Annotated in this window: 17 protein-coding genes and 2 pseudogenes; 11 read left to right on the top strand and 8 right to left on the bottom strand. The window is 40.0% G+C overall.

The genetic code is table 11. The features are described 5' to 3' along the window. The first annotated feature begins 1 nt into the window (after window position 1). From ISX59_RS15020 to ISX59_RS14975, 10 genes are all read left to right on the top strand, one after another. Entirely contained in the window at window positions 2–895 is an 894-nt protein-coding gene (locus ISX59_RS15020; RefSeq protein WP_005779975.1) for a hypothetical protein, read from the top strand. 230 nt (window positions 896–1125) lie between these two features. Further along, on the top strand, window positions 1126–1470 hold the full coding sequence (locus ISX59_RS15015; protein ID WP_005779973.1) for a DUF3876 domain-containing protein: 345 nt from the start codon (window positions 1126–1128) through the stop codon (window positions 1468–1470). Window positions 1471–1510: 40 nt separating this feature from the next. Next, entirely contained in the window at window positions 1511–1912 is a 402-nt protein-coding gene (locus ISX59_RS15010) for a LytTR family DNA-binding domain-containing protein (protein ID WP_032535999.1), read from the top strand. Between the two features lie 134 nt (window positions 1913–2046). Beyond that, a complete protein-coding gene (locus ISX59_RS15005) occupies window positions 2047–2919 on the top strand; it encodes a DUF2589 domain-containing protein (RefSeq protein WP_005779967.1) in 873 nt (290 codons plus the stop codon). 28 nt (window positions 2920–2947) lie between these two features. Further along, a complete protein-coding gene (locus ISX59_RS15000) occupies window positions 2948–3760 on the top strand; it encodes a hypothetical protein (protein WP_005779965.1) in 813 nt (270 codons plus the stop codon). Between the two features lie 24 nt (window positions 3761–3784). Then, the gene (locus tag ISX59_RS14995) at window positions 3785–4399 is read left to right on the top strand and encodes a DUF2589 domain-containing protein (RefSeq protein ID WP_005779963.1); all 615 of its coding nucleotides are present in this window, start codon (window positions 3785–3787) and stop codon (window positions 4397–4399) included. Then, window positions 4396–4632 (top strand): hypothetical protein, encoded by a 237-nt coding sequence (locus tag ISX59_RS14990; RefSeq protein ID WP_005779961.1) that lies wholly within the window; start codon window positions 4396–4398, stop codon window positions 4630–4632. Before ISX59_RS14995 ends, ISX59_RS14990 begins: the two co-directional genes overlap by 4 nt. An 11-nt stretch (window positions 4633–4643) precedes the next feature. Next, entirely contained in the window at window positions 4644–5150 is a 507-nt protein-coding gene (locus tag ISX59_RS14985) for a hypothetical protein (RefSeq protein WP_005779960.1), read from the top strand. 6 nt (window positions 5151–5156) lie between these two features. Further along, a complete protein-coding gene (locus ISX59_RS14980; protein ID WP_005779958.1) occupies window positions 5157–5495 on the top strand; it encodes a hypothetical protein in 339 nt (112 codons plus the stop codon). Window positions 5496–5516: 21 nt separating this feature from the next. After that, window positions 5517–6311, top strand: coding sequence for an N-acetylmuramidase family protein (locus tag ISX59_RS14975; protein WP_044301813.1), 795 nt, complete (start codon window positions 5517–5519; stop codon window positions 6309–6311). A gap of 112 nt (window positions 6312–6423) precedes the next feature. On the opposite strand, the gene ISX59_RS14970 is transcribed toward ISX59_RS14975, so the two are convergent. The 7 genes and pseudogenes from ISX59_RS14970 to ISX59_RS21270 all read right to left on the bottom strand — a co-directional run bounded on the left by ISX59_RS14970 (window position 6424) and on the right by ISX59_RS21270 (window position 13584). Further along, the gene (locus tag ISX59_RS14970; protein ID WP_220576025.1) at window positions 6424–7398 is read right to left on the bottom strand and encodes a dihydroorotate dehydrogenase-like protein; all 975 of its coding nucleotides are present in this window, start codon (window positions 7396–7398) and stop codon (window positions 6424–6426) included. 54 nt (window positions 7399–7452) lie between these two features. After that, complete coding sequence (locus ISX59_RS14965) at window positions 7453–8121, bottom strand: YggS family pyridoxal phosphate-dependent enzyme (RefSeq protein WP_005806912.1); 669 nt, start codon at window positions 8119–8121, stop codon at window positions 7453–7455. A 156-nt stretch (window positions 8122–8277) separates the two neighbouring features. Beyond that, the gene (locus ISX59_RS14960; protein ID WP_005788684.1) at window positions 8278–8742 is read right to left on the bottom strand and encodes a DUF4494 domain-containing protein; all 465 of its coding nucleotides are present in this window, start codon (window positions 8740–8742) and stop codon (window positions 8278–8280) included. A 579-nt stretch (window positions 8743–9321) separates the two neighbouring features. Further along, window positions 9322–9636: a helix-turn-helix domain-containing protein gene (locus ISX59_RS14955; protein ID WP_005820814.1), complete on the bottom strand. Its 315-nt coding sequence runs from the start codon at window positions 9634–9636 to the stop codon at window positions 9322–9324. A 5-nt stretch (window positions 9637–9641) separates the two neighbouring features. Continuing rightward, a complete protein-coding gene (locus ISX59_RS14950; protein ID WP_255580224.1) occupies window positions 9642–10028 on the bottom strand; it encodes a type II toxin-antitoxin system RelE/ParE family toxin in 387 nt (128 codons plus the stop codon). Window positions 10029–10444: 416 nt separating this feature from the next. Further along, window positions 10445–13358 (bottom strand): annotated as a pseudogene (locus tag ISX59_RS14945) (DEAD/DEAH box helicase family protein). Between the two features lies 1 nt (window position 13359). Then, the gene (locus ISX59_RS21270; RefSeq protein ID WP_255580221.1) at window positions 13360–13584 is read right to left on the bottom strand and encodes a hypothetical protein; all 225 of its coding nucleotides are present in this window, start codon (window positions 13582–13584) and stop codon (window positions 13360–13362) included. A gap of 377 nt (window positions 13585–13961) precedes the next feature. On the opposite strand from ISX59_RS21270, the gene ISX59_RS14930 reads away from it, so the two are divergent. Further along, window positions 13962–14609, top strand: a complete 648-nt coding sequence (locus tag ISX59_RS14930; protein ID WP_220576023.1) for a DUF4858 domain-containing protein — start codon at window positions 13962–13964, stop codon at window positions 14607–14609. A 437-nt stretch (window positions 14610–15046) separates the two neighbouring features. Here the strand turns inward: ISX59_RS14930 and ISX59_RS14925 are convergent. Further along, a pseudogene (locus ISX59_RS14925) lies at window positions 15047–15319 on the bottom strand (hypothetical protein); the annotation flags it as partial.

Raw genomic sequence — 15319 nt, 5'->3', positions numbered from 1 at the left:
TATGCAGACAGACAATTTCACTTTGGGTAAGAAGGATCTTCTTATTTTGCTTGGGCTGACTCTTGTACTTCCTTTTCCGATCAACTGGGCATTGATCAGACTGAATCCGTTGACCCTGATGCCGGGTGCGGACGATGTGCCCACCTGGATTGGTTTCGGAGGTAGTTACATCGGAGGAATCATTGGCGGAGTCATTTCAATCTTGATTTTAAACAAGACACTTCGTCAAACCGGTGTACTCCACCATGACCTGAAACTTTTGCAGTTGGATACCATCATCTATACTCAGCAACAAGATTGGTTTACCGGTTTTAAACAAGAATTGGCTGAAAATCTGAAATCCATTGATCTATATGTGTTGAATACCATCGTTTCATCCATATCCATGAAGAATTATGCATATGCCAAAGAGGTCTTGAGCGAGATCAATAAAAACCTCGAATATCAGATGGTTGCTGCATCCTTTTCTTTCACCTCCTCCCGCCTTTCGCCGGAAGAGCAAAAATATATGCAATTGGTGCGTCGGATACAGACTGAATACAGTTCTTTTATCAAAGATATTCTTTACTATATTCCTTTGGCGGAGACGATGGCTTCCCGGAAAAAACTGAACTATGAACAGTTGATGGACTATACGCTGTCCCAATACGATTATTTGCAGGGGCAGGAAGGAGAATCTGCTGTTTCCGGAGCCGTCATACCACGTGTTATGGAGATCGATCCTTCTGATAATATAGGTAAGGAGTTGGAACGGATTATGGAAGAAAGATTAACCGGGCGTACTTATCTATATCACATGAAGTCTGATCTTGCAGAGGTTACCCATCAATTAATTATTTATGAAGAACAGCGTATCAATGCCATTCTGTATAAACCTGTGGGAGAAACACATTGACAGATATTAATATAAAATGGTATTTTTTTATTTCAGTATTAAAAGTGAATTTATATTTGTTTTTCTATTGATAAAAGAGTGTTTTAAACTTTATATGTCTTTTATAAGAGAATACTTTCGGAAAAAATAATCTGGTATTCGGAAAAAAAAGCACACTATACGGAACGTAAAATTTCTATAAGTTAATAAAATCCTATTTTTGCACTAAATGAAATTTAATAAGTTAAGTTATGAGCAAAAATAGAGGTCTATACAGGCTGTTTTTGTATTTTGTCTTTATCATGCCTGTGTTTTTAAGCTGCCGACATAGTCCGGTAGAAATGCCGGACGGTATGTATGGAAGATGGAAATCATCCACAGACCGTCCGGACATAACATTAGGGACAGACAGCATAGGATATTTTGCTATTGTTCATCATCGTATTAATGACGGACGAGTCTGTCCGGTCCGCTATCCGCTTCATCTTAGTTCACCCACAAAAGGGTATATCCGGGCAGAGGGTTGTATTCTGTTTTATTATGACAGCCTGAAACATACTTTGTACTTTTCTCCCGGAGGAGATTATGCTAAATAATCGCATGGACGTACTTCAGTTAACTAACAATAAAATAATTATGAAAGAGAACTTGATCAAACCGTATTGTTATTGTGGTGAGTCGGAAAACTCATTGGTTGATAATGCTATTTTTGTGTACTTCAGTGATGAGTACAGAAGGGTGCTTCTGGATGAAATCTTATGGGTGGAAGCATCCGGAAGTTATTGTGTCATTTATATGGAGGATGGTGCCGAGATAACAGTGAGCTATCCTTTGGATCGTGTTTTCAACAATGATCTGCCTTGTAGCAAATTTAAAAGGATCCACCGGTCGTATGCTATCAATCTTTTTAAAGTGACCGGGTTTGCCGGTAACTACGTACACATCGGGAAAAAGATGTTGCCGGTGAGTGAATCTCACAAAAAGGACTTTCAAGCCTGTTTCCATAAGATTTATTCAAAACGGGCATTGGGAAAGTGACGAAAGGGAGTGGGAAGAAATCCGGCTCCGTCTAAAATTAAAAATTTACTACGCAAAGAACGTGCACTACCTTTGCATCGTAAGCTTACAAAAGAGAAAAAACAATTAAGTAACAAATTTAAAAAACAATTATTATGGCAGTTGACAAAACACCGTCGCAAGTTGCAACCAGTGCGTTGCAGTCGATTCCGTTTGGTTCTATTATTGGTGGCCCGTTGAAGGCATGTGTGGAAGCGCAGGCTTTAGCCGCTAAAACCACTTGGGAGTTTATTCAGAACGTGGGTATTAATGTGAATCCGGAAACCGGTGAGAAAACAGCGGTTAACGTTTCGTTCTCATTCATTCAGGGCGGACGCCTGGTTCAGTTGAATATTCCGTTGCTGACTATCGTTCCTATTCCTTATATTGCAATCCGTGAAGTGGACATCAATTTTAAGGCTAATATCAGTGCTTCTTCTTCATCGGCAGCAGAAACAAACGAGTCAGTATCCAAAGATGCGGCCCTGAAGGCTTCGGCCAGTTTGGGATTGGGATGCTTCAAGATGAATGCCAATATGAATGCAAGCTATTCATCGAAAAAGGACTCTAAAGCGACTTCCGATTCTAAGTACAGTGTAGAGTATACTATGGACGTGGCTGTAAAAGCCGGACAAGACAGTATGCCGGCAGGTCTTTCTAAAATCCTGGAATTGCTGGGTAATTCATTGGATGTTTCCGATCCAACCGGTACATTGGAAGTGAACAGCAACTTGCTGCTGATTGAAGATGGCAAAGAGAAAGTACAGCTGATTGCTACCTATAAGGATCCTAATGGTCTGCTGGCTCCTGAAAAACTGACTATTTCCGGAACCGGTGCCAACGCTGCTGACTTTAAGGTAAGTGGTGACAGTAAAATTATCGATTTGCCGGAAGGTAAATACACTGTCAAAGCAGAGGGAAGCAAGAAGGAAGTTATTATCGAAGTGAAGAAAGATACGGCAGCTCCTCAGACTGGGACACCGGCATAACATTAATTAAAACTTAAGAACTCATAATATGGCTCAGTTAAGTTCAGTAATCGGCTCTATATTGCGTGATATTGTTTCGGCACAGCACGAGGCCAACCTTTATTCATTGTCGCTTGGCGACTCTTACGGGAAAGACGGAAAGGCGAAAGATTTTCAACTGCCTAATGTCATGGTCAGCGATATGGAACTGGATTTAAAATATGGTGTGAAAAGTGCATCGGAAAGTCAGCAACAGTTTAATATCAAATATGATAAGTTCCGTCAATTCCTCAAGGAACTGTGCGAACAGGTTGCGAGGGTAGCTATCAGCAGTGCCGCCACTACAGTGATGACCTCGGATATAGAGAGAAATGAAGGAGAGAAACACTTCTTTGAACGGCTTAAAAAAGAAAACAAACTTCATCAGGAATTCTGCACTTTTCTGAGCCGTAATATGAGAAACTCTTTCCGAAATAACCTCTATGATGCCGTAGACAGCAGCAATGGTTCTGTGAACAACGATGTTGTGATCAGCAGGCTGACGGATGTCGTGCGTAAAAAGTTTCTTTATGATACGGACCTCGATGATCTTTTTGCCGGAGAAGATGGAGAAAAACTTCGTGATACCGCTGAAAAGAACATTATAAAAGCGATGGAAGCTATTGTGAAAAAGCTCTCGGTAGACGCTAACTTCAAAAGTCTTCATTCATTTCCACAACTGGATGTGGCCATCACGGCTGATGAACTGATGAATATGCCTGAAGAAGCGATACACAGTTTTAAGATCAAGTTCAGTCCTCGCAATTATTCAGTCAGTCAAACGGACGATGATTCGTTACTGGAAGATTTTGTGATGCGATAATCAATCCTAATCAATTGGTACAATATGGATAAAAAGAAAGTTAGGAGCGTTAGTAGTCAGGTAATGGAACTTCAGCAATTAATTGCCGGTCCTTTGATCGCAACAATTGAAGCAGATTCATTATCTTCGCAAAGGTATCTGGATTATTTGATGAAAATAGCATTTGAATCTTATGATCCTGCAACAGGACGGACCGGTAAGATACGTATGCTTACGTTCAACTATCAGAGTCAGGATGCCGGTGGAGGAAGAAAACAAAGTGTGAGTATCCCGATACTTACGCTGGTACCTTTGCCACTGTTACAAGTGCAGGAGGCGGATTTCGATTTTGATATTAAAATCCTGGATGCTTTATCGGAGACAGCAGAAGAGAAATTCTCGCTGGAAGAAGGCAAAAGCGTGAGTGAACCGCAAAGTGGGGGAGGATTTAAACTCCGGGCTTCGCTGGCTCCCAAACAGGGAGAGGGCAGCAGCACCTCAAATGTGCAGCAGAGCTTGTCGGCGAATATGAAAGTAAAGGTGAAGATGCGTCAGGCAGATGTGCCTGCCGGATTGTCCAACTTACTACATCTGACGGCAAGCAATATGCAAGTAGAAGAGACTGAAACTGAAGAAATAACGGAAGGAGGAAAGAAATGAATAATGTAGCAGAACATGCCCGTGAACAGAAAGCCGGGATGAAGTGTCCGCAATGCGGAACGTTTATTGAAACATCGATTTTTGAGTTGTTGACATCCAATGCCTTGCAATGTCCATCCTGTCACTTGCGTCTGAACATAGACCGTATGAAATCAAAACCGGCTTTTGACGCATTACGGAAAGTGCAGAATGCACAAGAGAATCTGGAGAGAAAGAGCAAATTCAACGGCTAAGTGCACGGATTATGAAATTAACTTTTTTCAAACGGGTGGGGGAGAAGATCCGCCATCCGTTCCGAAAGGAAAATACGGAAACTGTTGTAGTTTCGGAAGCTGTTCCTCAGCCGGAAGTGGATAATGCAGCTGAAATAACGATAAATGAACCTTCCGTTGCGATGTCGGCAGACAAATGTGCGGAACAGGCACGCTATTTTCTGTTGAAAGATAACAAACTGGTCGGTAAGCCTCTCAGTAGTTATCATCCCGAAATACGGATTATCCATGTCGATAGTTTTGTAAATGCCTTTTTGTTTTTCTTGCGTATGTGCGATCAGCGTTTGCTGACTTATCGCCAGACAGGAGAGCACTTGCATTGCACTGCTGTTTTTCCGGACGAAAGTGGGAATTTGTATTTTACTAACAAGGTGACTTGTCGTAACAAGGAAAATACAGTTGCGGTCTTAAAGATTGACTATATGGGTCTTAAACCCAGGATTAGTGAAATAAGATTTGAATTAAACATTAAAAAATAAAAGAGTATGAATCCTATATTAAATAAAATGGGCGCAAACGCCAATGAACAAAAAAAACTCCTGATGGAGTGTGCGGCAATGCTGGAAAAGTACGTGAACAGATTTCCGGCAGAAAAGGGATGTGCTTCATTCTCAGGTGAAGACATGAAATTATGGAAAGAAGTTTATTATCCCAAACTTGTCCAGACGGACATTCTGCCGGACGGAAAATTCTTTAGTGGTACTTCATCAGGAAATAGCGGTATTGGTACAGACGGTTATTTTACCGGTTATGAATTCTTCCAGTTTATATATCGTGCCTATAAGTCGCTTTACGAGCTGGAAAAGGCAGGACAGATGAGATGATAAATAAAAACTAATTGGAATATGAAAACGATTAAATTGGATTATGAAGGCGAAGAAGCTCTCTTGTTGTGTCAGGGGCTGAAACGCAATGGCTATTCAGTGAATGAAAGCCGGATTTTCACACAGGAAATGAAAGAATCGGTTGTTGATTTTCAACGGAAAAGCCAACTGGATGCTGATGGGATCGTGGGGTACCGTACCTGGGAATCCCTGTTTTTTACAGGACGTCCCACTACTGAACGTTTGACAGAAGAAGATTTTGTTCTTGTTGCCCGATTGCTCGATGTGGAAGTGGCTGCTTTAAAAGCCGTACAGCAAGTGGAGACAGGCGGAAAAGGAGGATTCTTTTCTCCCGGTAAGCCCGCTATCCTTTTCGAAGGTCATATTTTCTGGAATCAGTTGAAAAAGCGGAATATCAATCCTGAATCGCATGTGAAAGGGAATGAAAACATTCTCTATCCCAAATGGGAGAAAGGACATTATAAAGGCGGTATGGGTGAATACGATCGTTTGGAACAAGCCCGCAAAATCAATCATGAAGCAGCGGATGCTTCTGCCAGTTGGGGGATGTTCCAGATTATGGGTTTTAACTATGCGGCCTGCGGAGAGAAGAGTGTCGACAGTTTTGTAAAAGCTATGTGTGCGAGTGAATGCAGCCAGTTAATATTGTCTGCCCGATTTATCAAACAATCCGGAATGCTTCCCGCTTTGCAAGCCAAAGACTGGGCAGAGTTTGCCAGACGTTACAATGGTCCTGCTTATAAGGAGAATCGTTATGATGAAAAATTAGCAAAAGCTTACCAGAAATTTTTGTAGGCCAATTACAGACCTGAAGTGTCTCAATGAAATTTGAATTTAAAAAGAACTATGGATTAAAAAGAGCGGTGAGCAAGCTGTGAAGCTTGTTCACCGTTCATCGTTATTATCTTTATTTCTCAGAAAAATATTTCAGGAATTGGGTACGTTCAAACATATTGATACCTTCTACATCTTTGGCGTTCAATTTACCTTTGAATTGCGAGATGTGTTTGAAGCCTTTTCTTTCCATCCATGCACCCAGAAAACGGTTCATTTCTCCTATAAACAAGTTGGTGTTCTGATAAATGGCACTGCATACCTCTATGGCAGATGCTCCGGCTAAAATGGCTTTTACGATTGCGTCCGGTTTATGAATACCTCCCGAAGCGGCATAATCTATTTTAGTAACCAATGATGAAGAAATACCTATCCAACGCAGGGTTGCCGAAAGGTCGGACGCGTTGCTGAACACGTCTCCTGAAGTATGCTCCATCTTCTCTACATCAATATCCGGTTGGTAGAAACGGTTGAAGAGAACAACTGCCGCTGCACCGTTGGCGTATAGTTGATCGATCAGGGCTACCGGATTCGTAAAGTTACTGCCCAACTTCATAATAACCGGAATACGAATCGTTTTCTTTATATGGCTTAAGATATCGATGTGACGCTGTTCAAATGAACCATATTTATATTGGATGTCCGATTGCAAAGCAAGAATGTTGATTTCCAGCGCATCTGCACCGGCTTCTTCTATTTGCTTGGCAAAGTCTATCCATTCTGAGTCAGTATAGCAGTTTATACTTGCAATGACGGGAATGGTGCAGGCCTTTTTGCTTTCTTTAATCAGTTCCAGATATTCAGCCAGTTTGTGATTGCGGATATATTCAGCCAGATAGTCACTTCCTTCCGGATAATAAGACGGGTTTCTCAAGCGGTCAGCTTCCAGCATAATTTGCTCTTCGAACAGTGATTTCAGGACAAGAGCTCCTGCACCGGCTGCTTCCAGCTTAGCGTTTTTAGCAGCGCTGTTAGTGAGTCCCGAACTACTGATGATAACAGGATTTTTTAAAGTCAATCCCGCAAAGGTTGTTTTTAAGTCGGCCATGGTAATTATTGTTAATGGTTTTTCAATGAATTTTCTGCTTCATTGTTTCAATTATTAATAAACTCTTTCCCCGAAAATTTTACTTCCTACTCTTACCAGCGTGCTGCCTTCTGCAATGGCGAGGCGATAATCGTGGGACATACCCATTGAGAGTTCGCAAAAAGTCGGTTCGTCAGCAAAATATTGTTTTTTCACTTCGTGGAAAAAACAATTTAAAGAACGGAATTCCCGTTCGATTTGTTCTTTCGAATCTGTGTTGGTAGCCATTCCCATCAGTCCGCATATCTGTATGTTTGCCAGTGCTTTCCATTCGTCGGCATTCAACATCTCCTTGCATTCGTCAAAACTGAAACCAAATTTGGTTTCTTCCTGGGCAATATGTATTTGCAGCAAACAGCGAATGACTCTTCCTGCTTTGATAGCTTGTTTATTTACTTCCGCTAACAACTTGTACGAGTCGATTCCATGAATCATGGACACATACGGAGCCATATATTTGATTTTGTTTGTCTGCAAGTGCCCGATAAAATGCCACTCAATGTCCTTGGGCAGGCTTTCATACTTGCCTGTCATCTCCTGCACTTTGCTTTCTCCGAAAATTCTTTGTCCTGCACGATAAGCTTCTTCAATAGCTTCGTTCGGGTGGAATTTCGAAACCGCAACCAGTCGAACGCCGGATGGCAATTCGGCCAGGACCTGCTTTAAGTTATCAGTAACATTCATTTTGTATTGGTTTTGAGTTTTATTCACCACAGAGGACACAGAGAACACAGAGAACACAGAGAATATCTTTCTCTTAAACATCTTAATAAACAAGAGATTAAAACTCTGTGTCCTCCGTGTACTCTGTGGTGAATCGTATTCATTTCTGATCGAATATTATACTTCCGGTTTATCATTAGGCTCAGAACTATACGGATATACATCCATAATTGCTGTTTCAGCAACAGAACCGATCTGATAATCAGCCATTGTACCTTTCATGCCTTCATCCAGCTTCTTTACAGCATCGCGCAGATCGGCGGCCTGTACCAAAACTTGAGTCGATGTTTTCTTTTCGGCACCGCTTTTTTCGTCCAGTGTGATAAAAATCAGTTTACACTTAAACCAGCGGTCAGCAGCCTCTTCTTCGCTGGGGAAAAGTTCACTATAGTTGGCTCGTTTGATATCCGATACGGTAAATTCTCCTGTAATGAACGGAGTCATCTCCTCAATAATGCGTGCTTCTGCTTCTGTAAAGCTGAGTGCATCCACGAGATAAGGTTCAGTAACTTTCTTGTTCATTCCGTTTTCCATCAATTTCTCGTAACGGATCTTACACTCAAACCAAGTATGCATTGACATATTCTCTTTTGATTTTTAAGTAGTTAATATATGATTTACTATATAGATCTGCTTGTTTGCTAATCTATTCTACCACAAAGATAGTTCAAAATCTCTCTTTATGCTGTGATAAAGATAAGAATTTATTGCCAGTTTATTGTAATTTATCACCTCGCAGCCCGGAATAGGGGCTTATTGAGGGATTTTTAGTTGATGAATTCGTAAGTTGGCACTTGGTATACAATTTCATACAACATATCAAGTATGTGGGATTTAGTGCCTGTAATTTATGGCAATAGTGATTGCCTGAGGAGTGGCCCGCAAGTGGAGGGTAAATTGAGGCAACATTACCTCGATTTTAATAAAAAGCCTGTTTCCCGGTAATATTCAGCGGTAAATTTACCTGTTTCCAGATAAATTACACACCTGTTTCCGTGGTGCGTTTCATTAGGAACTGCAGGAGTTTCGGATTTAGAGAAATGGTATCATTTGATGGCGAGAGACCGGAAAGAGAAGAGGTGTTAGAAGCAAGCAAGAAGGAACTGATTATACAAAAATAGCCTATACGGTTTATATAGACTATTCTTTTTTATATCCGGGTTACCACAAAGCGACTTTTCCTAAATTGCCAATTTCAAGTTTAGCGCTTATTCCCATAGCCTTGAAAACTCTGGAAATAGTAGAAAAAGTCAGGTTCTTCCCGTTCTCGATCCGGGAGATCTGCGCTCTTTGCACCCCGATCAAGTTACCTAATTCTTCTTGGGTCAGATTCTTTGATTGCCGGGCTTGTTTGATCGCTTCGCCAATCAGAAACGAATGCAGGTCCGCTTCAAACTTATCTCTCTTGGGAGTGTCTTTTTCTCCTATGTGCCTATCTAATATTTCTTCTTCTGTATAAAACTTCATTGTTTCCATACGCTTTATTTTTTTGAGTTAAAATATGCTTTTCTGATCTCTTCGGCTTTGGCTGTTTCTTTGGGCGGTGTCTTTTGAGTCTTCTTGATAAATCCATGCGTGGCAATCACCAACGTGTCTGCGCCGCTATCTTTGTCCCAAAAGGCCAGCAGCCTGTATTTTACTTTCTTATAGAATATCCTGAACTTCCAAATGTCCGTATCATCTAATTTTTTAAAGAGTTCGGGGTCAATCACAAACTTCGCTTTGGCAATGTTGTAGATGATCTTGTCTTTGATCTTTGAGGGTAAGTGATTCAGAAAATCGTCTGCCTCCTTTGAATATACAACCTTGAATTTAGCTTTTACTTCCATTACTTTTATTTTGATGCAAAAATAAGCAAATGGTTCCATATAAAGAAACATTTTCCCAAAGAAATAAAATAAATTAATATAAAAGACAGCTTCCCGGTATGGGGCTTTTTTTGTACCGTTTCTTAATTGGATAATAATAAACAAGGCATTCAGGAGTAAAAAATGTTCCCGTTGTTCAAAGGAAGAAGAACGAGTGGAGTTATCGGTGGAATAAATGGAAGAAAACCATTACAGTTACTGAAATCAGACCAATTGTAACTTTAAGAAAGTTTGTGTTTTCTATGTCGATTGTTTTATCTGATGATGCCTTAGTTAAGATTATGATCTTGTTGGATATAAACTACACAATGATAGTTCTTTAGATACTGAGTTTGAGAAACTGGAACAGGTAATCTATTTTTCCTTTATTTTCTTTTTTGCCTTTACTTGTTCGTCCCATTGTCATTACATTTTAATCATTGTGTCGTGATGTCGTGTTGTTTGTCGCTACAGAAAATGATATCCAAAAGTTCGGTTGCAAGTTTGAAACCTGGACATTTTATGATACTATCTTCTTCTGTCGGATAACCAAGGAGATTAATGCTACCATACCAAATTATAGATTTATCTATGACACATGAACATAATGACAAATTGGGTACAACCCTTACGAATAATCCTTGATTTTTTAGATACTCTGTTTGTTCGTTTGAAGCGGATGTAATAATCGCTACTTCAATGCCGTTTGTTTGAAGTTCTTTTAGGATTTTGACAAATGCATTTCGTTCTGTGTGATAGAGTTTTGGAGAAGATACTACAATGGATTGTTTTGAACTTTTCAATGCTTTTGTAAATGACTGACGGAATGTGCTTCCATTGAAAATCTGTCCTTCATACGAAGATGATTGTAAACTATCGATATTGTTAAACAAGGTAGGGTTGTCTTTGGACAATACACTATAACCAATAGCAGCATATCCCTTGAGCCGTTTTCGGTACATATTTTCACAAACAGGTTCGTGTATATCAACATAATCATAGACACGCACATCTGTTTTACCTTCTCTCTCCCGGTGTAAACGACCTGCATATTGGGCAACCAGCCCTTTCCATGATATAGGAAGAGCAAGAAATAGCGTATCCAATCGTGGATAATCAAATCCTTCGCCAATGTATTTTCCTGTAGCTACTATCACAAGAGGGGCATCTTGCGGTATGTCATACAGTCTTTGAAAGGCTTCTCGCTTGTTCCTGGTTGACCCTTCTCCTGTCAGTTGGATTACATTGGCGATATGTGGTTCCAGCATCTCGGCAAGCAATTTCACATGAGATGTTCTGTTTGTCAATATAATAGGAGTGCGACTTTCCGCTACATTATGCAGCACGTCTTCTACAATAAGTGTGTTTCGGATTTCAGACTCAGAAAGCGATTGCGATAATGCCGTAAACGACTGTTTGTCATCAGTTATTGGACGATAAGATGTGAATCTGGGCACAAGATAACGCCGAAACGATTGTTTTTCTATTTGCGCTTTAGCATCAGACGAGTATCGAATCGGTCCGCATTGCATAAAGATGATGGGTTGCAAACCATCCTTACGGATTGGCGTAGCCGTAAGCCCGTAAACAAAATGCGATGTGATGTTTTTAAGTACATTTTCGAATGTTACGGAAGACACGTGATGACATTCATCCACAATGACCATTCCGTATTCTTGAACGAAAGGCTTGACTTCACCATTTTCAAAGCATGATTGCATAAGTGCAATATCGATAACTCCATGTAGTGTGTTTGAGGTTGAATCTAAACAGCCGATGGGCGAGAAAGCATTCTTTCTACCACGCTTCTTGGGAATATCTGGTTCTGTGAAATCAATGTCAAGAAATTCGGAAAGGCGTTCGTGCCATTGCAAAAGCAATGCTTTTGAGTGAATCAGTATGAGCGTGTTTACCTTTTTTCGGGCAATCAATGCTGCTGCCGTTACGGTTTTTCCAAAAGCGGTTGTTGCTGATAGTACCCCATTGGTGTGAGCCATGAGGGTATTGATGGCATTTAATTGCTCTTCACGTTCCTTGCCTTTAAATGCTACGGCAATATGTTTGCCTTGATTAGTTCTATCTACTATTTCATAAGTGACGCCAAGAGATGATAGCATTGCTGTTATTGCGTCTTCGCAACCACGAGGCATTACAATATATTCATCTGTGAAATCGGCACGACAAATAATGCGAGGAACATTGTAAGTGGAGATTCGCATAGCCTGTTTACTGTAGAACTCAGGATTCTTGAATGCTGCGATACGTTTAAGATGATTGACTACCGTATCGGAAATGGAGTGCAGCGGAATGTATATCTTATCCGACTTGTTGATTTTCAGCCTCCCATCGAAATCATTCCGTGTAATATTCTGAATAATAGGGGACTCCCACGGTTTTGTCTCTGAAGATGTTGCCAATGCTCCAAAATCTTCCTGCCGGTATTGAGCCAGTAATCCATCCACAACACTTTCATCTATCTTCTTTATACCGTATAAATAAGCCCATTGGTCTTTGAAAGGTAGAAATTCTTCATCTACAAAAACACTGTTGCCTGCTTTTCTTGCTCTGCCTTGCAATGGCAAGGCTATCAGATTTCCGAAACCACCTTCTGGTAGCCTGTCTTGATTGGGGAAGAAGCGGTCGTATGAATCAAATGTAATACGCCCGTTTAGTTTCATGGCTTCTGTCAGGATGGTGTTACCTAATTTCCTTGCTTTGTAGGAAGGTATAGGTTCTTTAAAGAAAGTCCATACGTGCGCCCCGTTACCGGAGCGTGAGCGTTCTATGCTGTATGGAATTTCCCGGCTCCTGCAAACTGCAATGAAAGCCAATACATCCTCTTTGTATCCGTGAGTGCAATTCTTGTCGTCAAAATCGGCACATAGAAAAGAGCATTTATTGTCGAGGGTGATAGCATATAGCCCAATTACGTCACATCCATTTTCATCTTTTCCCTCCAAATGGCGATAGATGTCTTGGTTTGCCAAAGGAGCAAAGTTTCGGTTCCGGCATTCTGTGCACTTGTTTCGTTTTTTGTCACAGACACCTCTGTACCATTCGTTGATACAGACCGGTTGATAGCCACCTTTTTCAGCGGCCTTGCTAAACCATCTTCGTGCAAAGACATCTTCACGACCTTTGAAGAAACTGCGAAACAAGGCAACTTTTTCATCGAGAGAGAGCTTGATGGGAGGGAACGTGATGGAAGAGAATGTCGACTCGTTCGTAATATTCTTGGCAGGATATACAATGCCGTGTTGTAGAAGAATTGATTTCAACTCTTCGTTTTCATCCAATAGGGTATTATACCTCTTTAATTAGAGCATCGTATTTCTCCTGAAGATTTTCCATCTCATTTTGCAGCCAATAATTCGTAAAGCAGTGCTATTCCAAAATTTAAGAAGGTCCCTGCAAGAACATATTCGGTTTTAGCGGTATCCTTAGTAATAACCAATTGTTTGTATTTTTTGGAATTTATTTTGAAGCAAGTGGCATAGTTTCTTTGCTTCAGTTCAATGGCTTTAGATGCTGATAATGAAGTGGAAGACACTATATCTGCAGAAATGGTTGCATACATATTTTTTGCTTTTTGTTTCAAGTGCAAAAATAATAATTTTATCTGTCGCTGTCAAGAACAATAGCTTATAAAAGCTATAATGTTAATTTATAGATGATTTAGGATGTAATTTGGAAATATGCACTTATAGGCTATGCAGTGATTCTGCATTATTATATGTGAAAATGATAGTCAAGACTAAAAATGGTTGCTTTTAATTCTGTATTCCATACACTTGTGAAGTAATGCTTAATGATATTAAATATTATGGGGGTGCGTAGGGGCAAATCGAAGTTTCACGTTCTTAATTATAATATATGGTTACTTGTTTATCCATTGTATGAAAGTAAGGAAATGCAATACATTATTGATTATTCTTAATTAATGGCAAAGTGTTGATGAGATTCATTTTATTTATCATATTTTCTTTATGTTTGCCTTTGGTCATGCAAGGACAAGAACAAAATGTGTGGACACAAAATGACTCTTTGAAGTTAAAGAAAGTATTGGCAGGACAAGCTGAAATCCGAATTAACCAGAAGGTATTAAGAGAACTTGACAGAGTTTTTTCTTCTCCACGACGCTTATTTAAATTTCAATCTCGTTCTGCCATTTTACCAATCAAAGATTTCCTATTCTACAGACCTAACGTCTTTAGTAAATACCATATATCCACTTTTAAAGTTAATGAGTTGAATATCTGGCAAGATTCACTCTTCATGAAGGTCTACATGTTGGGCAATAAACAGTTATTTATAAAATCCCAGTTAGACACAGGGGATCCCCGAGTATTGATAAAGAGGAAAACTGATATACAGTTCAAGTTTACAGACCATTTGGCGTATCGTGTTTATGGTGGCTATACTATTGATAAGAACCGAACAGTAATATTGCCAACTACAGCTACTCCATATTATGTGGGCACAGGTTTTTCTTATAGCCTTAATAAGAAATTACAGTTAAAAACAGGGGTAGAGTATCAGTACAACGTTGTTTATAAGCGTTGGGAATGGGTTTGGAATTCCAGTATCCGTTTTAGCTTTTAATGATTTCAGGCTAGATTCTCTACTTGTGTTGAACCATGGAATAAACCTTTATGCGCTTTACTATATAGATTGGAAGATTTCGTTAAAATAGAGTGGTCTCTCTGATACAAGAAAGTATTCTTATATAGTAGTACGTAAATACAGTTTGTTATCCTTATTATTAACATTGTTAACACCCTTTCTCGGCCATTTTTATTCTTGTGTGCAAATAACAAGTCTTTTGCATTTAAAACACTTGTTATTTGCATCCAAAGAATAAACTTTAACTTTGTGTTAAAACAAAGCTTTTACTGACAGATGTTTTGAACTTTTAATAGTTTGTATTTCAGCTTATTTAGTTTGATCTTTACTTCTTAGGCTCACTGAAGATCTCTGTAGACTAAAACCGATATACTTGCTTTTTTGTCAACTATACACGGGGGATTTGCACTATCCGTTTATTTCCTTTTTGCCTTATTTAGCGCCGCTATCAGATATCTTCCTTTAGCCCCTATGTCACTCCAGCAAGTGTTGGCAATCAGCCGCCACACCGTCGTTCCCTTCCTTCCATAGTCCGACAGCCTGAGTATGGAGTTTACTTCCTCGGTGTCGGTAATGCTCAATCTCTTCAGCGTGTCCATCAGTCCCGGATAATTGTGTGTCATCGTATTGAAGGCGTATCCCGGTATCGGAAGAGAAGCGGAATCCTCCTTCCTTTCTTCCTCCTTCCC

The organism is Bacteroides sp. FSHCM14E1 (assembly GCF_019633785.1).
GTDB lineage: Bacteria > Bacteroidota > Bacteroidia > Bacteroidales > Bacteroidaceae > Bacteroides > Bacteroides hominis.
The sequence above is the reverse complement of the archived record's forward strand: the minus strand, read 5'-3'. Positions and strand labels throughout refer to the sequence as shown.